Genomic DNA, 22,617 nt, shown 5'->3' with positions numbered 1-22,617 from the left:
TCGTGCAGCACTTTTAGGACAGGAGCCGAATCATGGACCTGTACGAGCACCAGGCACGGGGGCTCTTCGAGGAACACGGCATATTGGTGCCGCGTGCCGAGGTCACGAGCTCGGCCAAGGAGGCGCGCGAGATCGCCCGCCGGCTGGGCGGTCGCGTCGTTGTCAAAGCCCAGGTGAAGACCGGGGGGCGCGGCAAGGCGGGCGGTGTGAAGCTCGCCGCCGACCCGGCCGCCGCCGAGCTCACGGCACGCCGGATCATCGGCATGGACATCAAGGGCCACACGGTCCGCGAGGTGATGCTGGCTCAGCCGGTCGACGTCGAGAGCGAGTTCTACGTCTCCTACGTCCTCGACCGAGCCGCCGGACGCTTCCTCGCGATCGCCTCCGCCGAGGGCGGCATGGAGATCGAGGAGGTGGCCGCGGCCAGGCCGGAGGCGGTGGCGCGCATTCACATCGACCCGGCGGAAGGAGTGACGTCGGCGAAGGCGTCCGAGATCGCGCAGGCCGCGGGTCTGCCACCGCAGACGGTCGACGTCCTGATGCGACTGTGGCAGGTGCTGACGCGTGAGGACGCCGTCCTCGTCGAGGTGAACCCCCTCGTCCGCACGGCCCAGGGGCAGATCCTCGCCCTGGACGGCAAGGTCACCCTCGACGACAACGCCCGTTTCCGGCAGGCGCGTTGGGGAGAAGAGGGCGCCGGGCACGACGACCCCCTGGAGGCGGCGGCCGCGGCCAAGGGCCTCAACTACGTCAAGCTGGACGGCGAGGTCGGCATCATCGGCAATGGCGCGGGCCTGGTCATGTCGACGCTCGACGTGGTCGCCGGCTGCGGCGCCCGGCCGGCCAACTTCCTCGACATCGGCGGCGGCGCCTCCGCCCAGATCATGGCCGACGGCCTGGCGGTCATCCTTTCCGATCCCGACGTGAAGTCCGTCTTCGTCAACGTCTTCGGCGGGATCACGGCCTGCGACGCCGTCGCCGACGGCATCGTGCAGGCCCTGGATGCCGTGCGGCTGACCAAACCGCTCGTGGTCCGCCTGGACGGCAACAACGCCGTCCGCGGCCGCGCCATCCTCGACGGCCACGCACACCCCCTGGTGCAGCAGGCCACCACCATGGACGGTGCCGCCCGCCGTGCCGCCCAACTCGCCAACACAAGCTGAAGGAGCGGGACATGGCCATCTTTCTCACCAAGGAGTCCAAGGTCCTCGTCCAGGGCATGACCGGCGGCGAGGGCATGAAGCACACCCGCCGCATGCTCGCGGCCGGCACGGACGTGGTCGGCGGCGTCAACCCGCGCAAGGCCGGACAGACCGTCGACTTCGACGACCGGGCCGTGCCCGTCTTCGGGTCGGTGCGCGAAGGCATGGCGGCCACCGGCGCGGACGTGAGCGTGGTCTTCGTGCCACCGGCCTTCGCCAAGGCGGCCGTTGTGGAGGCCGCCGACGCCGGGATAGGACTCGCCGTCGTCATCACCGAGGGCATCCCGGTCCACGACTCCATCGCCTTCCACGCGCACGCCGCGAAGAGGGGGACGCGCGTCATCGGTCCCAACTGCCCGGGCCTGATCACGCCCGGCCAGTCGAACGCGGGCATCATCCCCGCCGACATCACGAAGCCCGGACGCGTCGGCCTGGTGTCCAAGTCGGGCACCCTGACGTACCAGCTCATGTACGAGCTCCGGGACATCGGCTTCTCCACCTGCGTGGGCATCGGCGGTGACCCCGTCGTCGGAACCACCCACATCGACTGCCTGGCGGCCTTCCAGGACGACCCCGACACGGAACTGATCGTTCTCATCGGGGAGATCGGCGGCGACGCCGAAGAACGGGCGGCCGCGTACATCCGCGACCACGTCACCAAGCCCGTCGTCGGCTACATCGCCGGCTTCACCGCGCCCGAAGGCAAGACCATGGGGCACGCGGGAGCCATCGTCTCCGGTTCGTCGGGCACCGCCCAGGCGAAGAAGAAGGCCCTGGAGGCGGTCGGAGTGCGCGTGGGCGGCACCCCGACCGAGACGGCTCGGCTGGTGCTGACCCAGCTGGAAACGGAACGTGACGTCACTCATAGTTAATGCGGCGTGACTGTCGGGAACAATCCGGCTTCACTACGTTCCTCCCTACATACGCGACCACCGTTCGCGACCTACGCGACCACTGTTCGCGCGGGCATGCATTCTGCGGTTCTGCAGATGTCAAGCCCCCCGCCCCCGACTGTGCACCGAGAGCGGAGACACCGAATGGCAACCACCCTCAACCCCACCAACCTCGTTCTGAAGTCCGGTACGTCCTGGACCGATGCCTGGCAGCGGTGCCTGGCTGTCGCTCCCGAGGCGTTCCGCGACGACCGAGTCCTCAATCTGTGGAGCGGCGCCTGGCAGGCGGACGGCCGGGCACTGCCCGCCACCAGCCCCGTCGACGGCAGCCCCATCGCGGGCCCGCCGCGCCTGGACCGCGCCACCGCCCAGCAGGCCGTACGCGCCTCGCTCGACCAGCACCGCGCCTGGCGCCATGTGCCCCTGGAGGAGCGCCGTGCACGCGTGGCGGCGACCCTCGACGCGCTCACCGAACACCGCGAACTGCTCGCCCTCCTTCTCGTCTGGGAGATCGGCAAGCCCTGGCGGCTCGCGCAGGCCGACGTGGACCGGGCGATCGACGGCGTGCGCTGGTACGTCGACGGCATCGAGCCCATGGTGGGCGGCCGGGCTCCGCTCGACGGGCCCGTGTCCAACATCGCGAGCTGGAACTACCCGATGAGCGTGCTCGTTCACGCAATGCTGGTGCAGGCATTGGCCGGCAATGCGGTCATCGCCAAGACCCCGACCGACGGCGGCGTCGCCTGCCTCACCCTGGCCTGCGCGCTCGCCGCGCGCGAAGGGATCCCCGTCACCCTTGTCAGCGGCAGCGGCGGCGAGCTCTCGGAGGCGCTCGTCCGCGCGCCCGAGATCGGCTGCGTCTCCTTCGTCGGCGGCCGTGACACGGGCGCCGCGGTGGCCACCGCCGTCGCCGACCTCGGCAAGCGGCATGTGCTCGAACAGGAAGGACTCAACACCTGGGGCATCTGGAACTACACCGACTGGGACGCGCTGACCGCGGTCATCCCCAAGCTCTTCGACTACGGCAAGCAGCGCTGCACGGCCTACCCGCGCTTCGTCGTCCAGCGCGAGCTGTTCGACGAGTTCCTGGCCGCGTACCTGCCGGCCGTCCGCACCCTGCGGGTCGGTCACCCGCTCGCGGTCGAGCACCCCGCTGACCCGTACCCGACGCTCGACTTCGGTCCGGTCATCAACGCGGCGAAGGCCAAGGAGCTGCACGACCAGGTCGCCGAGGCCATCGACCGGGGCGCCGTCCCACTGCACCGCGGCAAGCTGTCCGACGCCCGCTTCCTGCCCGGCCAGGACACGGCGGCGTACGTCCAGCCCGTCACGATCCTGAACCCGCCCCCGTCCTCACCGCTGCACCACGCGGAGCCCTTCGGTCCGGTCGACACCATCGTCCTGGTCGACACCGAGGCCGAGCTGCTCGCCGCGATGAACGCGTCGAACGGCGCACTCGTCGCCACGCTCTCCACGGACGACGAGGCGACGTACGACCGACTCGCCCCGCAGATCCGCGCGTTCAAGGTCGGCCGCGGCAAGCCCCGTTCCCGGGGTGACCGTGACGAACTCTTCGGCGGCTTCGGTGCGTCGTGGCGCGGTGCCTTCGTGGGCGGGGAGCTGCTGGTGCGCGCGGTGACGCAGGGGCCGGCGGGGGAGCGGCTGCCCGGGAACTTCCCGGACTACCACCTCATGCCGTGAGGTGAGGCCGGGCGGCGCCCGTGTCGGGGCGCCGCCCGACGACCGGCTCGATGATCTCGTCCACCAGCTGGTGCGCGACGCCCGTCGGACAGGGCGCCGGCAGGCTGAGGACGACATGGCTCATGCCGACGCCGACGAGCTCGGTGACCACCGCACGGGTGTCGCCGGGGTCGTCGTACGAGTCACATTGTGGAGCTGACCGCCGCGGGCCGGGGGAGTGCCTGCGCCGCGCGGAGCGGGCGCGTCGCGACATGGAGCGGCGACTTCCTCGCCCCGCTGGACGAGGAAGTCGCCGCCACGCTTGTACGAGCCCTGCGAGTCCTGGCAGTGGACGAGCGGGTCACGGAGTGACCGTGTAGGCCTGCAGGTCGAAGGTCTGCCCCAGGGAGTTGGTGGGCGCAACCGTCACCGAGGCGTTGTCCACCGTCACCTTCAGGAAGTGGTAGACCTGTGCGTCGTCCGTCGGAGCGGTCGCGGCGCCGCAGGCCGAGCCGCGGTTGCGGCTGTAGGACCAGCCGATCCCGTACGCGTCGGTCGCCGAGCAGCCGTTCTCGCCGACGGAGTGGACATCGGCGCCACCTCCACCCGTGACGTAGGAGACGATCCGCCCCGCGCCCCCGGAGTTGCGCTGGTAGAGATGCGAGTGGCCGTTGAAGACGAGGTCGACGCCGCCGTCCAGGAGCGTTTGCTCGACGTTCGCGAGGAAGGCGTCGCTCGGCTCGCTCGCGCTGTCGGAGCGCAGCGGGAAGTGGAAGAACGCGAATTTCGGACCAGTCGGATGCGCGGCGAGGTCGGCCTTCAGCCACTCGTACTCGGCGGACCCGTTCTGCCAGTGGGCGTGCGCGTCCTGCTCATAGATCGCGCAGTGCGAACCGCATGAACCACCCGTCGCGGAACCAGTGTTGGAGTTCCCCCACGCCGTGTCGAGGACATAGAAGCGGACGCCGCTGGTCGTGAAGGCGTAGTACGTCGTCGGATAGCTGATCGCGGTCGAGCCGAGGTACGACGGATAGTCGACCATCGAGAACACGCCGCCCGATGCGGCCGTCAGAGCCGACTGTTTCCACACTGACAGATAGGTGGCCGTCATGCTGTGGTTGCCGACCGTGCCGATGAGAGGGATGCGCATGCCGGGCTGGGCCCAATAGGACGGGCCGAACCACGAACTCACCTCGGGGCCGGTCTGGTTGAGGTCGCCGTACTGCGTCTGCGAGGTGCCGGGATGGGTGTTGTCGCCGGTCTGCATGACGAAGCGGGCGCCGCTCGATCCGATCAGGCTCATCACGTTCGCCTGGTTCACGTTGACCGAGCCGTCGTCGACGCCGCTGTTTGTGGTCTCGCCGGTGTCGCCGAGTACCGCGAAGGTGAAGGGCTCGGACGAGGACGCCGAATCGGGTGTGGTGAAGCTCGGGGTGGCCAGGGAGCCGAGCAGGTCGGTTCCGGAGCCGGTGTAGACGCGATAGCAGAAGCCGGTGCTCGCGCTCAGTCCGGTCAGCGTCAGCGTGTTGGCGTACTCGCGGGTCGATCCGACGGTGATCGGGCTGCCCAGAGACGCCGAAGCTGCGGTCTGGGCGGAGCAGTTGCCCAGCGGACCGTAGCGGACCGAGCCGCGGCTCTGCGTCGTGGTCGCCCAGTTCACCTGGACCGAGGTGGTCGTGGCGTCCGAGAGATACGGCGCCCGGGCCAACTGCGGGTCGGTTCCCGGAAGATCGGCGTGCGCCGGAGCCGCGAACGACAGCGCCGCGCTCACCCCCAGTCCGAGGGCGAGCGTGGTGCGTCGTGTCTTTCCGGTCAGCGAACCTCTGCTCATGTTCTTCTCTCCCTTCTGGTTCTGACGCCCCGCAGCCGGGCGAGCCCCGCCACCGCGCCCACCAGCAGCGTGCAGCCGAGGATCCGCAGCAACCCCGGCCAGTAGCCGAGGGGTTGGTGCCGGGAGGTCCCCGAGGCCGGGGGCGGTACCGACGGCGAGGCGGAGGCGGGCACGCCACGCAGTCGGCGCAGCTCGTCCAAGGCCTGAGTGCCGTGCTCCACCGACGGCTCCACATGTGAGTTCTCACTGAACTCGTTCCAACTGATCAGCCCGAGCACATCCGGGTCCGAGGCCACGGCCGCGGCGTACTCGGCGCGCAGAGTCCGACCCCCGGCCCGCGGTACCGACCTCGTGCCGCCCACCTTCCGCGCGTCGAAACCGGGCGCGAACGGCGCCATCCAGTAGCCGTCCGCCCGGTGCACGGCCTCGGCCATGGCACGCAGCTTCGTCTCGTGCCGGTCATTGGTGTCGGGGTTCACCGACGACCAGTAGTACGCGTCCCCGTCGGTGACCCGCGCCAGCCTGCGGCAGCCTTCCGGGTTCTTCTCGGTGCCGAGGACGACGAGCCGTGACCGCACCGGACCGGTGATCCGCGCGACGTCCGTGGTCGCGTACTCCCAGGTACCGCTGAACACGGTGAGCGGTTTGCCACCGAGGCGGAAGAAGGCCGGGTCCCGCGCGTAGCGGTCGCGCAGCAGCCGGAAGTCGGCCGCGACGCGGGCCGTCGCCAGCGGGCGGCGATGGAAGTCGAGGCCCTGATAGATCACTGCGACCTTGAAGTCCTGCGCTCGAGCCTCGGTCAACAGCAGCTCCAGGCGACGGTTGTTGACGGGGCTGGACTTCCAGCTCGCCACGAAACCGTTGATTCCGGCCGACCGGGCCCACGCGATATGGGTACGGATCACCGAGGCGTCGTCGCTCGAATACCGGCCCAGGCGTGGGTAGTCGGTCTTCGCCCGCTGCCACGAGGAGCGCTCGAACCACTGGTAGTAGTACGCGAGGAGCGGCGCCCGGTGCGGGGGCGCGAGGGCGAACGGCGGCGCCCGGTGTTGCGCTGCCGACGCGGGCGCCCTCGGGACGGAGGTCGCCAGGACGGGCGCCGGCAGCAGCCCGGCCACCACCAGGGCCAGGACCACCACCAGCGCCGCCCGTCTCACACCCCACCCCGCCCTCTGCGCAGCCTCCGCCCCGCGAGGAGCAGACCGACCGCCACCGTCGCCAACACCCCTGCGGCCAGGGCCAGATCGGCCCGGCTGACCACCCGAACCTGCACCGATTGCGTCCGTGACAGATGGATCTGCTGCGCGGCCCGCAGCCCGTTGCCACCGGTGACCTCCACCTCGTACTGCCCGTGCGGCAGATCCCGCAGCGTCGCCGTTCGGTCGGTGCCGAACGGGACGGTGCGTACGGATCCGTCGGGCAGCGTCACCTGCGCGGTGCTCCCGGCCGCGGAACCGAACACGGCGTCCCGCGCCGAGACCGTCAGATCGTGGAAGGGCGTGGTGAAGGTGACCGTCCGCTCCTCGGCCGGCCGGAACCCTTGCCGACCGGCGTCCACGGTGTTCGCGCCGTATGCGTCGGCCGACAGCAGCACGTATCCGACCCTGCGCGAGGTCAGCACGCTCTTGCGGTACACGGGCCGCAGCCCGTCCAGCCAGACCGGGCGGCCCACCGGCAGCCGCTGCGTGCGACCCGTGTCACTGCGTACGGTCACCTGTGGCACCAGCGTCCGGGGCACCGGCTTCCCGTCCTGGTCGAAGCAGCGCAGCGTCACCCGGAAGCGCGCCGTGAACGCCGCCGTCACCGTGTAGTCGACGCGCAGCGGCAGTCCCTGCACCGTGCGCCGGAAGGCCTGGTCGGGATCCCGCTGCCCGGCCCAGCGGGCGAAGCTGAATTTCTGTCCGGCAGAACCCAGTTCACTGTCGTCGACGGCCAGAGTGTGTCCGCCGAAGTCGTGCTCGCTCGTGAACCGCGCCGTCCCGTCCGCGCCCGTGACAGCCGTCCGACCGTCGAACGCGAAGCGCACTCCGGCCAGTTGAGGCGCGGTGCGTACGGTGACGGTAACCGGGCCCGCGGCTAACGCGGGGGTCGGCACCAGCCAACAGCCCAAGGTAATGACCAGAAGCGTCAACCACCTCATGACGTACGCCATTTGGGTCGCACCGCCCCCCAGAGCAGCAGCGCCACCACGGCCGAGGCTCCGCCGTACACCGCGTACACGGGCATGGGCGATGGTCGGTGGGCCACGGGAAGGGCGGCCTCGCGCGCGTCGTCGGGGATGAGTTCGGCCGGGCGCGGCGACGACCGGAAGTCGAAGGCATCGGCCAGACTGCGCACCTCGGTCGTCCGTCCGCCGAGCGTCCGCAGACCCCAGTTCTCCTCTACGAACCGCAGTGCGCTCGCCGCCTCGTACCCGCTGTGCTGCACCTTGCCGCGCGCCGCGTACGGGCTGACCAGCAGCGCGGGCACCCGCAGCCCGCGATCTTCCGGTGGCTTCACATGGTCATACCAGCCCCCGGACCCGTCGTAGGACCACAACAGTGCCGAAGAGCGCCAGTACCGACTGACCATCAACTGCGAGGTCAGCTCGCGCACCAGCCGCTGACCCGCTGGGATGGACCGCGTGGACCGCTCGCCCGCGCCCGACGACGCGATGTACGCGACCGCGGGCAGCGTTCCGCGGTCCAAGTCCCGGTAGTACTCGCCGAGATCGGCGATGTGGGAGCCCAGCTTCGGATCGTCGACGAAGCGCGGGATGTCGAGGAGCGGCACGCGAACGGTCTGGGTGGCCGGGTCGGTGGGGGAGGTGGTGCGGTAGGTCTTCTCCGGGTCGTAGTTCTGCACGTAGAACTTCCAGCTGACGCCTGCCTCTTGGAGCCGGTCGAAGACGGTCGGACCGTCGAGGTCGGGGCCGCCGGTCACCCACTGGGCGCGGTTGGCGCGGGTGCCGTCGAGCGAGGACGCGAAGAAGTGGTCGAAGAGTTCGTAGCGGTCCGCCGCGTTCCAGTAGAAGGGCAGGTCCCGGCGGTCGTAGTGGCCCATCGCCACGCGCCCGTCCCGACCCTGCCGCTCGAAAGCGGCGACGAAGGAGTCCATCCGGCCACCGTTGTACTGCTGTTGGACCAGGCGGGGCCCGGCGCCGGGCGACACGGGGGTGGCATCGTGCAGGGGGTAAGGCGCCACCAGTCCGTCGTCCGGATGCTTCAGGTCGACAGCTTGGCGGGCCCGCGCCGGTAGCCCGTCGGCTCCCGGATACGTACCGAAGTAGTGGTCGAAGGTGCGGTCGCCCTGCATGAGGTAGACGAAGTGCTTAATCGGCGTACGGGGAAGTGGAGTTGATGCCGAAGCGGTGCCACTTCCCACGAGCAACAGAAGGACCACCGCCACGAAAACAGCTTTCATGACGCCCTCACCCGGTAGACGATCACGACCTGAACCCCGTCCCCGTTCCGCGCCGTGAACACCGCGTCTCCGTGGTAACGCCCCACCAGTTCCTGCAACTTGGCGGTGAAGAAGGGCGTGCGGCGAGCGGTGTACGCATCCCACACCAGGTACTGGAAGCGGCCGTCCCGCACGGCGCGGTCGGGGTTCTCGACGGCCCGGTAGCTGGGGTTGCGGCGCGCCGGATCGGGTGAGACGGAGAGTGCTGAGACGGGCCGCAGTCCGTAGTACTGCACCACGTTCGCCATCGAAGGGCCGATGGCCAGCAGCCGCGCACCCTCGGGCGCGTTCGTACGCACCCACAGCCCCGCCTCGCGTCCGCCCGGCAGCCCGCCGGTCCCGGCCAGAAACCGGGTGCCGGTCTGCGGCGCGGTCCGCAACCAGGACGGAACGGCGAGCGAGACGACCACCAGGCAGACGGCGGCAGCGGCGGCGACGCGCTGTGCGCGCACGACTTGCGGGAACGAGGTGAGCGTACGTCCGGCCAGCACCGCGAAGACGGGCACGGCGGGCAGCAGATACTGGAAGCCCTTCACCGGCCAGACCGTGAAGAACAGCGCGGGCACGGCCACCCAGCACACCAGCAGCCGCTCCCGCCAGGTGTTCTCCCGCCGCAGCCACACCAGCCCGGCGACGACGGCCACGACCACCAACGGGCCCACTGCCCAGGGAACTTCGCGCGCATAGAAATAGTAGGGGTGGTTGGCGCGCCGGAACATCTGCCACAGCAGATAGTTCCCGCCCGCCTTCGAGTGCCCGGCGACCGCCTGCGACAGCGGATGCGCCACCGCCACCACCACGATCGCCGCCAGCGCGGGCAGCAGATGCCGCCAGCGCGTGCGCACGGCCGGGGTCAGCGCGAAGAAGGCGTACAGCGAACCCAGGAAGACGATCGACGTCTCCTTGGCGAGCACGGTGAGCCCGAGCATGCCGCCCGCGGCCAACAGCCAGCGTTGCGCGGGCGATTCCGCGTACCGCACGACGCAATACAGCGCACCGGTCGCGCACAGCGTCATTGGCGCGTCGAGCAGCACCTGGCGGCTCACCACGACGTGGTACGGCATGACGGCGAGCAGCAGCGCGGCGACGAGCGCGGCCCGCCGTCCGTACAGTCTGCGGCCCAGCCCGTACGTCATCGCGACCGTCACCACGCCGAGCAGCGCCGGCACCGCGCGCGCCGCCCACTCGCTCTCGTGCACCCGCAGCGCCAGCGACACCAGCGACTGGAAGAGCACGGGATGCGCCCGGAACACCGGGAAGAGCGAACCGAGCTGGTCGTCTCCGGCGAGCGAGGCCGACGTGCCCGCGTACACCGCCTCGTCACTGTTGAACCCGGTGTCCGTCAACCGGTACAGACGCAGAAACGCCGCGACGAGCAGCACCGCGGTCAGCGGTGTTGCTCGGCGCAGGGAGGCCCCGGCGCCGGAGGGGGCCGGCGCCGGGGTGGTGCGGGGCGCTCCCGAGGGGAGCACGGACCGTTCGGTCATGCGGCGGCGCCGGGCAGCAGCCCCCAGCGAGGCCACGCGTCGACCTGCACCTGCCCGTTGTGCCGCTCACCGGGTACCTGCGCGGTGTTCCGCTCTCCGGCCAGCAGCCGCGGGATCTCGTCCGCCCAGCCGAAGCAGTCCGACGCGAGGACGCGAGTGCGGACGCCGGAGAGGAACCCGGCGAGTATCTCCCGCTCACGGGCACGCAGTTCGGCGTGATCGAGACCGTCGATGCGCAGCGCCGGCGCGAGATAGCGGTACGGCGGAAAACCGTACGCGTCCTCGGTGTTGACCAGCATCCGCTCCAACGCCTCGGCGGAATCGAGGTCGTACAACGCCGGCGCACCGCGTTCGATGACGAAGAGGTCCTTCACCTCGACGCTCGACCCGAGCCGGCAGGGCACGAGCCGGTCGACGCTGTACTTCGGCGGCGGCACCAGGATCTGGGTGATCGCGTTGATGCCCATGATCGGCAGGTTGAAGCGGGCCAGCATCAGCGCGATCGACCGGCCGCCCTTGGAGTGCAGCCGCGACTGGAGGTTGAGCCGGCGCCACTCCCTCTTGGTCAGATCCTCGGCGTGAACGGCGCGCAGGGTGTGCGCACTGATGGTGAGCGGCTTCGGGAAGCAGACCGCCCGCCCGGTGGCGTCCACCACGGTCATGTCGTCCGACAGGAACCGCCCGCCATGCTCGCGCAGCAGCCGCAGTACGGTCGCGGTCTTGCCGGTGTCGGTCAGCGCGGACAACATCACGCCGTGCCCGTCGAGCTCGACACAGGCCGAGTGCAGCAGCATCCTGCTGCGTGAGATCAGCACGAAGCGCAGCAGTGCCTCGACTACGTTCGTGTAGACGACATGCGGGGAGCGCGCGAGCAGCGGACCGACCTCTACCGTGATCGGCGGACCCAGCCGTACGCGGAAGTTGGCGCCGAACCGGCCCAGGTGCTCCTCGTAGCGCAGCGCCGCCGACTCGCCGCGGTCCTCCGTCAGCGCGGCCCGCCGCCGCGGCCTGCGCCGGCCGACGTCACCGACGCGCACCGCGATGTCGACCTCCGCGTCCGGGATCCACTGGGCGCGGAAGAACTCCAGCTCGGGCAGCCGGATTTGGGAGCCGATGGTGACGGTGCCTGCGACGTCGTACCGATAGGGCAGGTAGACGGACCGCTTGCGGCTGGGCACTTCGGCGCTCTCCGCGTTCGGATAAGGGTCCGGGTCCACCAACATCCGTACAGGATCGCGCTGTCGAACCTTCGTCTCGCCGCCCCGGTAGATCATGCGGTCGCTGATCAGGAAGCGGAGGACGAAGAGGAGCACGAGCGTGAGGGCGTTGGCGGTCAGCACGCCCATGCCCGCGAGCACCAGCCACTGCAGCAGCGGAAGTCGGGCGACGAGCAGCAGGTTGTTCATCGCGAAGAACCGGCCCGCTCGCCCGTACCAGGTGCCTTTCCGCTGCCTTCCGCGATATACGGCGGCGTCGGTGAGGACGAAATTCCAGGCGGTCGAGAACTGCGTGGCCAGGGCCGCGCCGACCAGGTGATGGACACCGAGCAGATCGAAGAAGAGCCACAGTGCGGCCGTGTTCACCGCGACCCCGGACAGCCCGACCGCTCCGAACGCCAACATCCGCAGCAGCTGCCGCTGCCCGCCCGCCACTCCGCGGCGCAGCCGCCCGACATGGCGTACGAAGGCGATTCCTTCCCGCAGGGAGGCCTTGGAGTGGCCTGCCTCGCGGGGCGCGAAGGTGTACGCGACCTCGGCGACCCGGGCCGCCGGGTGCCGTACAAGGATCTCCAACAGGATCTTGAAGCCGACGGGCCGCAGCCGATCGGTGTCGATCGCATCCTTGCGGAAGGCGAACAGGCCGCTGAGCGGATCGCTGACGGTGGCGAGCCGACGCGGGAACGCCGCCTTGACCACGCGTGTCGCGGTCGACGAGGTCGCCTGCCGACCGGTGCCCGCAAGCCCCTCGGACTGGCCGTTCCCGGCGTACCGGGTGCCGACGGCGATGTCGACGCCTTCCCGCATCGCCGTCCTGGCCAGCAGCGCCGCGGCTCCCGGCGGATGCTGCAGATCCCCGTCCATGACGAGGACCCAGTCACCGCGCGCGACACGGGTGCCGGCGACCACCGCACCCGACAGACCCCCTCCGCGCAGACCCGGCGGGCGGTGCAGCAATCGGATCGGGACACGGCTGCCGGGCGCGAGGGCGGCGAGCTCCTCGACCGTGCCGTCGTCACTGTCGTCCACGAAAAGGATCTCCGCGCCGAGCGGCGCGACCGCGGGTGAGAGCCGGTCGAGGAGCAGTGGAACGCTCTCCTGCTCATTGCGCGTGGGCACCAGGACGGTCAGCCGGGGCGCGGCACCGTCGCCGTGCGCACCGCCGCCGAGATCCTGGACACCGAGATGTTCCGGACGGTCCCCCTCGCGGGCATCCGCACGGGAATTGGTGACATGCGCCATGGAGTCTCCCCTGTACGCGTGCCCGCCAGCGGTACAGCGCGACGGACACCGAAACCGCCCGAGGGCACGGGCGGAGAAGTGAGCGGTGACCCTCGCGGCGTGTACGGTCTCGACGCGGCGCGGGGAGGTACAGGACGTGCCAGAGGTACGGGACGTACCTGGCTCCACGGTCAGGAGCGGAAGCCAGAGGCTAGCAGCGGGCGTGGATGGTTCGCCCAGCATTCGGCTCGCATCCGAGGGTAATTAGCCTGCTGTTAACCATAGTTGCTCCCCGAATGCCCCTTGAGTCGCACACCGTCCCACCTGCCCCGGTCAGACGTAGTTAGATCTACGCATCTATTACATGGAGGTGAAAGTCTGCGCATTCTTCATGGAGGCCCTGCTGAAGCCACGGTTCCGCGACAACCATGGCCCGCATGCCTTCCGACGAAACAGCATCCATGCCGGAGGCCCCCACCGGTGCGCCCGGGGGCGCACCGCCTTTCTCCAGGCGGGACCACACGGTCACCCTGATGGACGCCATGCGTGCGGTCCTGGCCATGATCGACGACCTGGAGGCGCTGAGAACCGAGAACCGCCAGCTCAAGGAGGCCCTCGAGGGCCGCGCTCTGATCGAACGCGCCAAGGGCATCCTTATGGCCCGCCGCGGCTGCGACGAGGCGACCGCCTTCCAGATGCTCGTCGCCCTCTCCCGCGAACAGCACCGCAAGGTACGGGCGGTGGCGGCGGACTTCGCCGAGGGATTCGGGACGGGTGGGGTGGATGTTGCGGTGCATCCGCTGACGTGACGCCGGGCCGCGACGCGGGGCCAGGGCTGGGGAGCCCCCCGACTGGCGCCGGCCGGCTATCCGATGCCCTGTCGGTCGGGTCGCAAGGCGAAGGCGCGGTCCGGCGCCCGGGGGCTGTTCGCTCAACGGCCTGTGTCAGCAGCTCGCGATGGCGCATCACTGGCTCGCGCCGGTCCGCCGGAGCCACCAGCAGCAGATTGTCGAGTCCGGCGAGCATGCGCCGTATGGCCTTGAGGACTGCCGGCCGCGCAACCCCGGATCTCGGTGAACCCGAGACCCACCAACTCGGTCCAGCCCGGCACGGGTTGGACCAGTCGCACCTGCCCGCGCCGGTCGCAGTGCAGCGACATGTCGAGCGGCCGGCCGGAGACGGAGGCCAGGAACTGCACGATGTGGTCAAGGGCCTGCACGGCGGTGGTCGGGTCGTTCACGGCGGGCGACGGCGCGCGGAGCCCGACGTCGGACAGCCGCAGCCCGAAACCGAGGTCCTGGTGGAAGGTGTGTCCGACGCCGACGGCGATGGTGCAGCTCAGGGACCGCCGGGAAGGGGCGGGCCCGCCGTGCACGGCGAGCAGAGGTGTTCCCGGCACGACGAAGTCCCCGATCCGTGGGACGAGCCGCCGGACGACACCCAACCCTCTGCCGCGCGGCGCTGACCAGCCGGGCGATGTTCACGTCCCGCAGCACTCCGGCCCGCCCGTGATGGGCGACCCACGCGGTCTCGGAGGCCCGAGCCCCTCTTCCTCCCCGGAGGACCCGACGGCCGGCATGCGCGCGAGTACCCGGGACGACTCCCACGTGATCCGGACGATCACATGGCTGACCCGCATGAGCCGGAGCGTCGAGTTCACGTACATCACGAACAGCAGCAGGCTCAGCCCAGCATGGCAAGCGTCCGGACCGACTGCACCAAGGGGATGGAGGTGGCGAGCCGTGGCTCGGGCTCACTCTCGTATGACGCAAGTACGAGCAGGGACAGTACGAAGGTCGCGAGGAACACGGCGAAGGTGGCATTGGTGATCCGGCTCCGCATGTAGACCGCACCACGCGGGGGCTGAACTGCCCGCTCGCCACATGCACGGCGACCGGCGAAATGACCAGCGAAATACTGAACACCACACCGATGAAGGTCATCATCGCCGAGCTGACAGCGGTCACCACGGCCTTCGCGTCTTCGGCGAGCCTCAGCAGTTCGGCGATCGTGTCGTAGTCGTGCGCCCTCCGCAGCGCCTCGACGATCTCGGTGTCGACCTCCGACGCCACGGCCCACACCACGAAGACCAGCACCATCGCCGCGGTGGGCGCGCACCAGAACGTGTCCCGAAGATGCTTCCGCCACGGCGACAGCGTCCTGGGCCGCCGCCCTCCCCGCAAGCCCGCCGTAGTCAGCCAGTCACCCATGGTGAGGCTGCAGGTGCACCCCCACCTCGTCCCGCGCATCCCCTCTGGCGACCCGGATACGCAGGTGAAAGGCGCCCCGAAACCTTGGTATTGTTGTCCACGTCGCCGCGGGGAACACCCCCGGCCAGGCGACAGACACCTAGTCCGGGTGGCGGAATGGCAGACGCGCTAGCTTGAGGTGCTAGTGCCCTTTATCGGGCGTGGGGGTTCAAGTCCCCCCTCGGACACCAGCAGAGACCCCAGTTCACCTGGGGTTTTTCTGTTTCTCAGACTGTGGCGTGACCAACCGCCTGGAGACTTCCCAGGTCAGACCAGGGATGACAGACCAAGTCGGCCCGCACCGGAGGCGGCCAGTCGGCGCGCTCCGTCCTTACGAGAGTGGCCGTACCGGCTTACGAGAGTGGCCGTACCGGGCCATGGTGCAGCCCGGCGAGTGGTGTCGGACGTTGGCGGAGACCTCTGCGGGGTTCTCTCCGGCCTCCAGATCGTTCGTGACCTTGCTGTGCCTCCAGTCGTGGATACAGAACTCCTCGGGGAGCTTCAGCCGCGTTCGCAGGGTCCGCCAGCGGGCGGAAACCTTCTCCGGATCCTGGGGCCTCCGGCCTCGCCCCGGTAGAGCTTGAATCCGTCCCGGGCGAACACAAGGTCATGATCGGCCCAGGCGGAGCCGAGGCGTGCACGCTCAACGTCCTGCCGCTCCTTCTGCCACTTCAGAACGTTCATGACGCTCTGGTCCACGTAGATCAGCGCGTTGTCGTCACCATCCTTGGTCAGCTTTCGGAGGCGGTAGGTGTTGCCCTCCTCGACCACGACCCAGCCGAGTTCGATGGCCCCCTCTTCCCAGTGGACGAGGGACCACTTCATCCCCAGGGCCTCACTGCGCCGGACGCCGGTTGCGGCGTAGACGGTCCACAGCGGAGCGTCCCGGAGACAGTGATGGCTCAGGCCACCGTCACAGGCCCGGTTCCCGCAGGGCTCCCAGACAGTTGCCAGGAAGCGGGCCGTCTGGCCGTCGTCCACGGTGGGGTACTTCTGTTCCTGAGCCCGTATCTCCCGCGCCGTGGGCGGGTGAGCCGAGTGCCGCCGGGTTGGCAGGGATCAGCTTGTGCACAGCAGCCCCGAGAGCGCCGGAAAGAATGTTGTGTACGTGCCGAACGCTCCATCCCGACCAAGGGAGGTGGTCGCTTTCTCGCTACTCACACCACCAGTGGGATTACGTCCGGGGCGAGCATGGTGAACCACCTGTGGGAGCAGCAGGAAGCGACCGCAGAGACCGAGCACGGGCGGGATGACGGCCGTGGTGCAGGGCGCGTTCGTGCCCCCGTACGAGGTCCTGATCCATCCCTCCAGCGGCTGCAACCTGCGATGTGCCTGGTGCATCGGCAACCACGTGCCCGTCGAACTGTGGGACGAGGACCGGGAGCAGCTGGTGCTGCTGGATGCCGCCAAGGGTGCCGAGGAACGGCTTCCGGATCACCTCGCGAAGCCGGAGAACATGCTCAAGCTCGTACGTGACATCGTCGACTACGAGGTCGAGGCACCGTTCCGGCAGCACGGCGCGGACCGCTCGAAGGTCTTCAAATGGAGGCGGTGTCGTTCTCCGGGCTGATCGGCGAGCCGCTCGTCGCCCGCCGGGCACTGCTTCCGGCCTTCGGGCTGCTGGCCGAACATGACGTCCGCTACGGCATCTTCACCAACGCGGTACTGATGGACGACGCCTGCATCGAGGCGCTGCTGGACGCCGGATACGTGCACATCAGCATCGACGCGGGGACAGCGCAGACGTATGCCGCGCTGAAGTATGGCGGCAGGCCGGCGGGCAAGGCCATGTTCGAGCGAGCCCTCACCCATCTGGAGCGCCTGGTCCGGTGGCGGGTCGAGACCGGATCGACGGTGGAGATCAAAACCTCCTTCGTCATGTACCCGGAGAACTACCACGAGGTCCACACCGCCGCCGAACTCGTCCGCGCCGCCGGCGCCGACAGCCTGCGCCTGAAGCAGGACAACTCCGGCCATCGCCCGCTCAGCCCCGAGCAGGCGCGACACGCGGCCCAGCTGATCGGGCGCATTCGCAGCGAGCTGGTGACCGACACCTTCCGCCTGCACGAAATCCACCGCGTCGGTCGGAACGGCGAGATGGCCCGGTCCTGCTCGACCTGTTCCATCACCGACCTGATGGCGGCCGTCGGCTCGGACGGCCACCTGTACCCGTGCAACTACCATCCGCGGCCAGGCGGGTTCAGCTACGGCAGTGCGCTGGACGAGTCGTTCTCCGCCGTCTGGGAGGGCGAGCTGCGCCGACAGCTGCGCGGCCGGCTCCCGGAGATCTGTCCCAAGGTGTGCGACCCGTTCAAGAACCGGTCCAACCGGCTGCTTGCCGAGGCCAAGAGCATCGCTGCGACGGGTGGCCTGGACGTGCTCGAAGCGCACGTCGGCGACTTGATCAGCACCGACGCCTACCCGGACGAGGCGTGAAAGGCATGCGGCCGCAACTGTAGGGTGCGCACCTCGAAGCCTGGGCCCGGCATCGCGGTTCTACCGCTCGCCGCGGCCGGATCGGGTTCCCGGAGGCCATGGTCGAGATCAGTGCCTCCTCGCCGTACATCGATTACGCCACCTGGTACACGCAGGGCTACTTCGACCACCATCGGTCCCCGGTCAAGGCCCGGCTCTTCGTCCACGACCTGCCCGTCGCACGGATGCCGCCGTCCGGCCATGACCGGCCGGAGTCCCCGTTGCGCCGGGTCGTGTTCCCCACAGCTCCGGAAGCGCTCTGCTTCATCGACGATGAACAGGGTGCCGTTCACCTTCTGCCTCGGGACGGCTCCCGGCCGCTCCCGCTGCTCCTGGTGATGCGCGTACTGCGCGCACTCGTCATGCGTGAACTCATGCTCCAGGACGCTCTGTTCTTCCACGCCGCCTGCTTCACTCTCCAGGACTCCGGCGTCGCGCTGCTCGGCGCGCGCACCGCGGGAAAGACGACCATGCTGCCCGGCGTCGGCGGACACTGTCTCCCGGTCGACCCCACTTACCTCTCCTGGCAGGTCCGCCCCCAGACCGACGGAGCTCCTCGTCGAAACAGCCGACAAAATCAACACAGCGATGCCAGCCCACGTCGTACACCGCGTGATCACGTCCCTCGCACACCGCGGGCTCCCACTTAAGGACGCACGCGTCCTCCTCCTCGGCCTCGCCTACAAGGCCGACACCGGAGACACCCGCAACGCGCCCGCCCTGACCATCGCGAACCTCCTCATCGCCCAGGGCGCACGGGTCCAGATCGTCGACCCACATGTCGAGGAGCCCTTCGACCTGGATCGCCATGCAGACGTCGCGCAGCTCACCGCACCCAACCTCGAAGCAGCCGACGCCGTGGTCCTGCTGACCGATCACACCGCCTTCGACCTCCGGCTCGTCGAGCGGCACGCGCCCTACATCCTGGACTGCCGCGCCCGCCTGAGCGGCCCGAACGTCGAACGGCTGTGAGCTTCACTGCGTCGGGCACCAGGTCGTGTGGTCTCGCGTCAGGGCGGGTACCGCGCGCTCCACCCTTCACTACACGGACCTGAGGTCTCCCCTTCGCAGGTCACGAGCCTTCAGCAGAGGGCTGCTGCGGGTGACGTTCAGTCAGGCATCAAGACCTTTTGGCGCGTTGACAGGGGTGGGCATGAGCAAGCTGCACGTGGGGTACGTCCGAAAGGCGATCGAAGAGCGGTTCACCGACCTCATCGACATGTCGGATCAGGCGCGGCCGGGGCTCGGCGGCCTGCGGAAGCCGATCACCCTTCAGCAGGGCTCTCCACCCCGCGTCAGGCGATCGAGGCCGGACTTCACCCTTGACCGCATATATGCCGGGGTTAGCATCGCCCGGTGGGTTCACTGATTCGGGGAGCCAGCCTGCGCGGGTTCGCGCGCCTCGTAGAGGAACTCGGCGGCGACCCCGGGGAGTTCATGGGGCGGTTCGCAATCCCTTCGGAGGCGCTCACCTCCGAGGAGGGGCTCCTCCCGATCACCAGCCACGACCTGATGCTCGACGCGGTTGCCCGCGATCTTCGATGCCCTGATTTCGGCCTCCGGCTGGCCTGTGGCCAGGATCTCAGCATCCTCGGCCGGCTGGCGCTGGCCATCCAGGCTTCGTCGACGGTGGCGCAGGCACTGGAGTGCGCGTCGCGGTTCATGTTCGTGCACAGCCCAGCGCTGAGTGTCGGTGTGGAACCGGATCCGCGGGGGTGCCGTGAGGTGGTCGCGCTGACCTATCGGAAGGATCTGCGCGAGTCGCCGTACTCCCCGCAGGCCATGGAGCTCGGGCTCGGCCTCTTTCATCGGGTGGCGGTGGCTCTGGTCGGCAGCGTGGCCGGTCTTCGGTCGGTGGAGCTGCCGCACCAGCCCCTGTCGCCGGTGTCGCGGTACACCGAGTTCTTCGGCGTGGATGTGAAGTTCGGCTGCCCGACCGCCGCGCTGCGCGTGGAGCGGCGGCTGCTCGACGAGGAGTTCCGCAGCGCGGACGCGGCGATCCGCCGATTCGCCGTCGACCACCTGGCCAGTCACCACACCGATCCGGAGCGCTTGGTCTCCACGCACGTCCGGCGGGCCCTGGCCGGGAGTCTCGGCACCACCCCAGCGGCGATCGGTCATGTCGCGCGGCTCCTCGCGATGCACCCCCGCACGCTGCAACGGCGGCTCGCCGCGGAGTCGATCAGCTTCGTCGAGATCCTTGAGGACGTACGACGGGATCTCGCGCTGCGCTACATCACCACCACCGAACTGCCTCTTGGGCAGGTGGCCGCGATGGCGGGCTTCGCCGACCAGTCCGGCCTCAGCCACGCCGTTCGACGGTGGCGGGGCGCAAGTCCGAGCGAGGTGCGACGCCGGGCGCGTGGCACGTCCTGAGATTGTCGTACTGGAACAAATCCTGCCTGGCTCGGGAGGGCATTCTGCTGGCCCGACGACGAGAGCGAGGAGTTGCCCATGGCGACAGCCGGAACCGGCCACCTGACCGGGATCGGTGCGCGACCGGTCCCCGAGTTCGACGGTGTCCACGACGTATGGCCGCGCGGCGAACGGCTGCGGGCGGTCCGCGAGGCCGCTGCGGCGTACAAGAAGCGCTTCAAGGCGCAGGGCGAGGTGCGCGCGGTGAAGTCGGTTGACATCGCCGCGGCGCCGTACCCGGTGAAGTACGCCTTTCACAACGCCGTTTCGGTGCCGACGCTCCCGCTGATCTCAATGATCAACCGCATGATCGTCGTGCAGTACGACGACTTCGACGGCCGGGCACGCACGCTGGTCTTCGAGCCGACGGTGCCGGACGGCTCCGCGCAGGCGCCGTTCTACCGCAACCTGCAAAAGCTGACGGACAAGGTCCCCGGCGGCAAGCTGCTCGAGCGGATGGTTCTGAGGTACTACGCAGAGCCCGGCGACGTCCTGCGTCGGCTGGGGCTGACCCCGGACGACATCGACTTCTGCACCTTCGATCACCTGCATGTGCAGGACCCGCGGATGATCCTGGGCTCCACCGAGGTCATCGAGGGCGAGTCGGCCGCACGGAGGCCGCTGCTCGGCGGGGCGAGGATGCTTGTGCACAACCGCGAGCTGGCAACTCTGCAGTCCCTGCACCCGATGCAGTGGGCGTGGTACGTCGACGGCGGGCTGGACGGCGTCGCCCCGGAGAAGTTCGTCACCTTCGACGGGGACATCGAGCTGGGTCCCGGCGTCGCGTTGCTGTGGACCCCCGGGCACACCGACGGCAACCACTCGCTGGTGCTCAACACCTCCGATGGGGTGTGGGTGTCCTCGGAGAACGGAATCTCGCTGGACAACTGGCAGCCGGAGCTGTCCAGGATCCCAGGCGTGCGGCGCTACCACGATGTCTTCGGCCGCGAAATCTGCCCCAACGCCAACACGCTGGAGGACTCGCTGGACCAGTACGACTCGATGGTCAAGGAGAAGACCCTCGCCGACCCGTGCAAGGCGGATCCGCGCTGGCTGCAGATCCTGCCCTCGACCGAGCTGGCCCCGTGGAAGCGGTTCTGGCCGGTGGTGCCCACCTTTGTCCACGGCGGGATCGCCTACGGCGAGATCAAGAGTGGTCGGCGATGAACCACTCGTCCGCCGGCGCGGTGGTCACCGGGGCGGGCCGCGGCCTCGGCAGGCTGATCGCCGCGGCTCTGGTCGAGCGCGGCCACCAGGTGCTGGTCACCGACGTCGACGAGGTCGCTGCGCGCGCCGCTGCGGCCGAGCTCGGGCCCGACGTGTTGTGGGCCGCCGTCGACGTGCGCGACGAGATTCAGGTCGCCGCGGCACGGGACCGCATCGTGACAGAGGCCGGCCGCCTGGATGTGTGGGTCAACAACGCCGGCGTGCTCGTGACCGGGCCGGCCTGGGAGCAGTCGCCCGACCTGCGCCGCCTGATGCTGGAGGTCAACGCACTCGGCACCGTCAACGGCACCGTCGCCGCAATCGAGGCCATGCGCGGCACGGGCGGACACATCGTCAACGTCGTGTCGCTGGCGGGACTGACCGCGGTCCCGGGCGAGGCGGTGTACGCCGCGTCCAAGCACGCCGCGATCGGCTTCAGCCTGAGTACACTCGCCGACCTGCGCCTGGCCGGGATCAAGGAGATCGACATCTCCTGCGTCTGTCCCGACGGTATCTGGACCCCGATGCTCCACGACAAACTCGACGACCCCGCAGCGGCCTTGTCCTTCTCCGGCAAACTGCTCATGCCCGAAGAGGTCGTCGACGCGGTGCGCAAGGTGCTGGACCGCCCACGCTCGGTCACCGCGGTACCGGGCTGGCGGGGACTGCAGGCGCGCCTGGCGGACGCCCTTCCCTCGTTCGGGCTGCGTGCCGTCCCCCTGGCGGTCGCACAGGGTAGGCGGATGCAGCGGAAGATGCTGACGAAGAGCCCGCCGTTGTAGAGGGCTTGATCCTCCTCATCCTCGCTGGTTCGGTGGTGGCAGGGTCGCGAAGGCGTATCAGGCCACCATCGACCGGGGTGGAGGCACGGAAGCCATGACGGTCCAGCACGTTGATGTTCGCGTGCTGCCTCAGCGGAGACGGGCGGGCGACGTCCTTGTTCAGGACGTCGTGTTCGCGCTCGCGGGCGAGCGGCGCCCGCAGCTGCTCGACGGCGGTTTCCGGATAGTGGGTGGCACACAGCGCGGTGGCGCCGAGGACCGGACCGAGCGCGATGAGTCCGCCCTCCTGCCCTCTCGGAACGGCGTCTCGCCGCAGGCGTCCGCGCGGACGTCGGTCTCTGCCTGCCTCGGGGCGGCACAACAAGGACGCGGGTCGGTCCCCGCGCGCTGTGGAGATCGCTTCGGAAAGAGTTCGGATTCCTTGCGACGGACGCCGCCCACCTCCCCGTAGAGCAGACGAAGGCCTGATCAGTACCGCCACGCACCACCAGTCTTCGTCCGACTCACAAACCAACGAG

General features: G+C 69.4%; 21 protein-coding genes, 1 tRNA gene and 1 pseudogene. 14 read left to right on the top strand and 9 right to left on the bottom strand.

Translation table 11 applies throughout. The features are described 5' to 3' along the window. Window positions 1-32 precede the first annotated feature (32 nt). The 3 genes from sucC (at window position 33) to ACIBK0_RS13065 (ending at window position 3,796) form a co-directional block, all read left to right on the top strand. Complete coding sequence (gene sucC, locus ACIBK0_RS13075) at window positions 33-1,163, top strand: ADP-forming succinate--CoA ligase subunit beta (RefSeq protein ID WP_399078801.1); 1,131 nt, start codon at window positions 33-35, stop codon at window positions 1,161-1,163. Window positions 1,164-1,174: 11 nt separating this feature from the next. Beyond that, entirely contained in the window at window positions 1,175-2,074 is a 900-nt protein-coding gene (sucD, locus tag ACIBK0_RS13070; protein WP_399078799.1) for a succinate--CoA ligase subunit alpha, read from the top strand. Window positions 2,075-2,239: 165 nt separating this feature from the next. Next, a complete protein-coding gene (locus ACIBK0_RS13065) occupies window positions 2,240-3,796 on the top strand; it encodes an aldehyde dehydrogenase family protein (protein WP_399078796.1) in 1,557 nt (518 codons plus the stop codon). On the opposite strand, the gene ACIBK0_RS13060 is transcribed toward ACIBK0_RS13065, so the two are convergent. Continuing rightward, a complete protein-coding gene (locus ACIBK0_RS13060; protein ID WP_399078794.1) occupies window positions 3,786-3,947 on the bottom strand; it encodes a hypothetical protein in 162 nt (53 codons plus the stop codon). The two genes, ACIBK0_RS13065 and ACIBK0_RS13060, sit on opposite strands and share 11 nt — an antisense overlap. A 38-nt stretch (window positions 3,948-3,985) precedes the next feature. Here ACIBK0_RS13060 and ACIBK0_RS13055 point away from each other — a divergent pair, with 38 nt between their 5' ends. Continuing rightward, a complete protein-coding gene (locus tag ACIBK0_RS13055; protein WP_399078792.1) occupies window positions 3,986-4,147 on the top strand; it encodes a hypothetical protein in 162 nt (53 codons plus the stop codon). Here the strand turns inward: ACIBK0_RS13055 and ACIBK0_RS13050 are convergent. The 6 genes from ACIBK0_RS13050 to ACIBK0_RS13025 are packed head-to-tail and all read right to left on the bottom strand — an operon-like array spanning window position 4,137 to window position 12,993. After that, window positions 4,137-5,606 (bottom strand): fibronectin type III domain-containing protein, encoded by a 1,470-nt coding sequence (locus ACIBK0_RS13050; protein ID WP_399078790.1) that lies wholly within the window; start codon window positions 5,604-5,606, stop codon window positions 4,137-4,139. The two genes, ACIBK0_RS13055 and ACIBK0_RS13050, sit on opposite strands and share 11 nt — an antisense overlap. After that, a complete protein-coding gene (locus tag ACIBK0_RS13045; RefSeq protein WP_399078788.1) occupies window positions 5,603-6,763 on the bottom strand; it encodes an endo-1,3-alpha-glucanase family glycosylhydrolase in 1,161 nt (386 codons plus the stop codon). The genes ACIBK0_RS13050 and ACIBK0_RS13045 overlap by 4 nt, the downstream gene beginning before the upstream one ends. After that, a complete protein-coding gene (locus tag ACIBK0_RS13040) occupies window positions 6,760-7,746 on the bottom strand; it encodes a hypothetical protein (protein ID WP_399078786.1) in 987 nt (328 codons plus the stop codon). Before ACIBK0_RS13040 ends, ACIBK0_RS13045 begins: the two co-directional genes overlap by 4 nt. Then, window positions 7,743-9,008, bottom strand: coding sequence for an alkaline phosphatase family protein (locus ACIBK0_RS13035; RefSeq protein ID WP_399078784.1), 1,266 nt, complete (start codon window positions 9,006-9,008; stop codon window positions 7,743-7,745). The genes ACIBK0_RS13040 and ACIBK0_RS13035 overlap by 4 nt, the downstream gene beginning before the upstream one ends. After that, window positions 9,005-10,534, bottom strand: a complete 1,530-nt coding sequence (locus ACIBK0_RS13030; RefSeq protein WP_399078782.1) for an ArnT family glycosyltransferase — start codon at window positions 10,532-10,534, stop codon at window positions 9,005-9,007. The genes ACIBK0_RS13035 and ACIBK0_RS13030 overlap by 4 nt, the downstream gene beginning before the upstream one ends. Further along, the gene (locus ACIBK0_RS13025) at window positions 10,531-12,993 is read right to left on the bottom strand and encodes a glycosyltransferase (protein ID WP_399078780.1); all 2,463 of its coding nucleotides are present in this window, start codon (window positions 12,991-12,993) and stop codon (window positions 10,531-10,533) included. The genes ACIBK0_RS13030 and ACIBK0_RS13025 overlap by 4 nt, the downstream gene beginning before the upstream one ends. 416 nt (window positions 12,994-13,409) lie before the next feature. On the opposite strand from ACIBK0_RS13025, the gene ACIBK0_RS13020 reads away from it, so the two are divergent. Continuing rightward, window positions 13,410-13,781 (top strand): ANTAR domain-containing response regulator, encoded by a 372-nt coding sequence (locus tag ACIBK0_RS13020; RefSeq protein WP_399078778.1) that lies wholly within the window; start codon window positions 13,410-13,412, stop codon window positions 13,779-13,781. 56 nt (window positions 13,782-13,837) lie between these two features. Here ACIBK0_RS13020 and ACIBK0_RS13015 read toward each other — a convergent pair. Continuing rightward, window positions 13,838-15,182, bottom strand: a pseudogene (locus ACIBK0_RS13015) (DUF2254 domain-containing protein). Window positions 15,183-15,324: 142 nt separating this feature from the next. Here ACIBK0_RS13015 and ACIBK0_RS13010 point away from each other — a divergent pair. After that, window positions 15,325-15,412 (top strand) — tRNA-Leu (locus ACIBK0_RS13010). 310 nt (window positions 15,413-15,722) lie between these two features. Here the strand turns inward: ACIBK0_RS13010 and ACIBK0_RS13005 are convergent. Continuing rightward, window positions 15,723-16,202 carry a hypothetical protein gene (locus ACIBK0_RS13005; protein WP_399078776.1) on the bottom strand — a complete coding sequence of 160 codons (480 nt, stop codon included), beginning with the start codon at window positions 16,200-16,202 and terminating at the stop codon, window positions 15,723-15,725. 268 nt (window positions 16,203-16,470) lie between these two features. Here ACIBK0_RS13005 and ACIBK0_RS13000 point away from each other — a divergent pair, with 268 nt between their 5' ends. The 8 genes from ACIBK0_RS13000 (at window position 16,471) to ACIBK0_RS12965 (ending at window position 22,099) form a co-directional block, all read left to right on the top strand. Further along, complete coding sequence (locus tag ACIBK0_RS13000; RefSeq protein WP_399078773.1) at window positions 16,471-16,791, top strand: hypothetical protein; 321 nt, start codon at window positions 16,471-16,473, stop codon at window positions 16,789-16,791. After that, on the top strand, window positions 16,764-17,657 hold the full coding sequence (locus ACIBK0_RS12995) for an SPASM domain-containing protein (RefSeq protein WP_399078771.1): 894 nt from the start codon (window positions 16,764-16,766) through the stop codon (window positions 17,655-17,657). Before ACIBK0_RS13000 ends, ACIBK0_RS12995 begins: the two co-directional genes overlap by 28 nt. A 98-nt stretch (window positions 17,658-17,755) precedes the next feature. Then, window positions 17,756-18,346 (top strand): hypothetical protein, encoded by a 591-nt coding sequence (locus ACIBK0_RS12990; protein ID WP_399078769.1) that lies wholly within the window; start codon window positions 17,756-17,758, stop codon window positions 18,344-18,346. After that, on the top strand, window positions 18,309-18,668 hold the full coding sequence (locus ACIBK0_RS12985; protein ID WP_399078767.1) for a UDP binding domain-containing protein: 360 nt from the start codon (window positions 18,309-18,311) through the stop codon (window positions 18,666-18,668). The genes ACIBK0_RS12990 and ACIBK0_RS12985 overlap by 38 nt, the downstream gene beginning before the upstream one ends. Window positions 18,669-18,849: 181 nt before the next feature. Continuing rightward, window positions 18,850-19,065, top strand: a complete 216-nt coding sequence (locus ACIBK0_RS12980) for a hypothetical protein (protein WP_399078765.1) — start codon at window positions 18,850-18,852, stop codon at window positions 19,063-19,065. Then, window positions 19,053-20,072: an AraC family transcriptional regulator ligand-binding domain-containing protein gene (locus ACIBK0_RS12975; RefSeq protein WP_399078763.1), complete on the top strand. Its 1,020-nt coding sequence runs from the start codon at window positions 19,053-19,055 to the stop codon at window positions 20,070-20,072. Before ACIBK0_RS12980 ends, ACIBK0_RS12975 begins: the two co-directional genes overlap by 13 nt. Window positions 20,073-20,150: 78 nt before the next feature. Next, window positions 20,151-21,278 (top strand): hypothetical protein, encoded by a 1,128-nt coding sequence (locus ACIBK0_RS12970; protein ID WP_399078760.1) that lies wholly within the window; start codon window positions 20,151-20,153, stop codon window positions 21,276-21,278. Next, window positions 21,275-22,099 (top strand): SDR family oxidoreductase, encoded by an 825-nt coding sequence (locus ACIBK0_RS12965; protein ID WP_399078758.1) that lies wholly within the window; start codon window positions 21,275-21,277, stop codon window positions 22,097-22,099. Before ACIBK0_RS12970 ends, ACIBK0_RS12965 begins: the two co-directional genes overlap by 4 nt. Window positions 22,100-22,617 lie beyond the last annotated feature (518 nt).

It is taken from the genome of Streptomyces sp. NPDC050564 (assembly GCF_044457265.1).
Taxonomy (GTDB): Bacteria; Actinomycetota; Actinomycetes; order Streptomycetales; family Streptomycetaceae; genus Streptomyces.
This window is presented reverse-complemented; position numbering and strand designations above follow the sequence as displayed.

Excerpts from the sequence above, each read along its gene's own strand:
- ACIBK0_RS12980 (WP_399078765.1), top strand. The coding sequence starts at position 18,850 with ATGAGCAAGCTGCACGTGGGGTACGTCCGAAAGGCGATCGAAGAGCGG.
- ACIBK0_RS12965 (WP_399078758.1), top strand. The coding sequence starts at position 21,275 with ATGAACCACTCGTCCGCCGGCGCGGTGGTCACCGGGGCGGGCCGCGGC.
- ACIBK0_RS13035 (WP_399078784.1), bottom strand. The coding sequence starts at position 9,008 with ATGAAAGCTGTTTTCGTGGCGGTGGTCCTTCTGTTGCTCGTGGGAAGT.
- sucC (WP_399078801.1), top strand. The coding sequence starts at position 33 with ATGGACCTGTACGAGCACCAGGCACGGGGGCTCTTCGAGGAACACGGC.
- ACIBK0_RS13025 (WP_399078780.1), bottom strand. The coding sequence starts at position 12,993 with ATGGCGCATGTCACCAATTCCCGTGCGGATGCCCGCGAGGGGGACCGT.
- ACIBK0_RS12995 (WP_399078771.1), top strand. The coding sequence starts at position 16,764 with ATGGAGGCGGTGTCGTTCTCCGGGCTGATCGGCGAGCCGCTCGTCGCC.
- ACIBK0_RS12990 (WP_399078769.1), top strand. The coding sequence starts at position 17,756 with ATGGTCGAGATCAGTGCCTCCTCGCCGTACATCGATTACGCCACCTGG.
- ACIBK0_RS12970 (WP_399078760.1), top strand. The coding sequence starts at position 20,151 with ATGGCGACAGCCGGAACCGGCCACCTGACCGGGATCGGTGCGCGACCG.
- ACIBK0_RS13030 (WP_399078782.1), bottom strand. The coding sequence starts at position 10,534 with ATGACCGAACGGTCCGTGCTCCCCTCGGGAGCGCCCCGCACCACCCCG.
- sucD (WP_399078799.1), top strand. The coding sequence starts at position 1,175 with ATGGCCATCTTTCTCACCAAGGAGTCCAAGGTCCTCGTCCAGGGCATG.
- ACIBK0_RS13065 (WP_399078796.1), top strand. The coding sequence starts at position 2,240 with ATGGCAACCACCCTCAACCCCACCAACCTCGTTCTGAAGTCCGGTACG.
- ACIBK0_RS13000 (WP_399078773.1), top strand. The coding sequence starts at position 16,471 with ATGACGGCCGTGGTGCAGGGCGCGTTCGTGCCCCCGTACGAGGTCCTG.
- ACIBK0_RS13020 (WP_399078778.1), top strand. The coding sequence starts at position 13,410 with ATGCCTTCCGACGAAACAGCATCCATGCCGGAGGCCCCCACCGGTGCG.
- ACIBK0_RS13040 (WP_399078786.1), bottom strand. The coding sequence starts at position 7,746 with ATGAGGTGGTTGACGCTTCTGGTCATTACCTTGGGCTGTTGGCTGGTG.
- ACIBK0_RS13050 (WP_399078790.1), bottom strand. The coding sequence starts at position 5,606 with ATGAGCAGAGGTTCGCTGACCGGAAAGACACGACGCACCACGCTCGCC.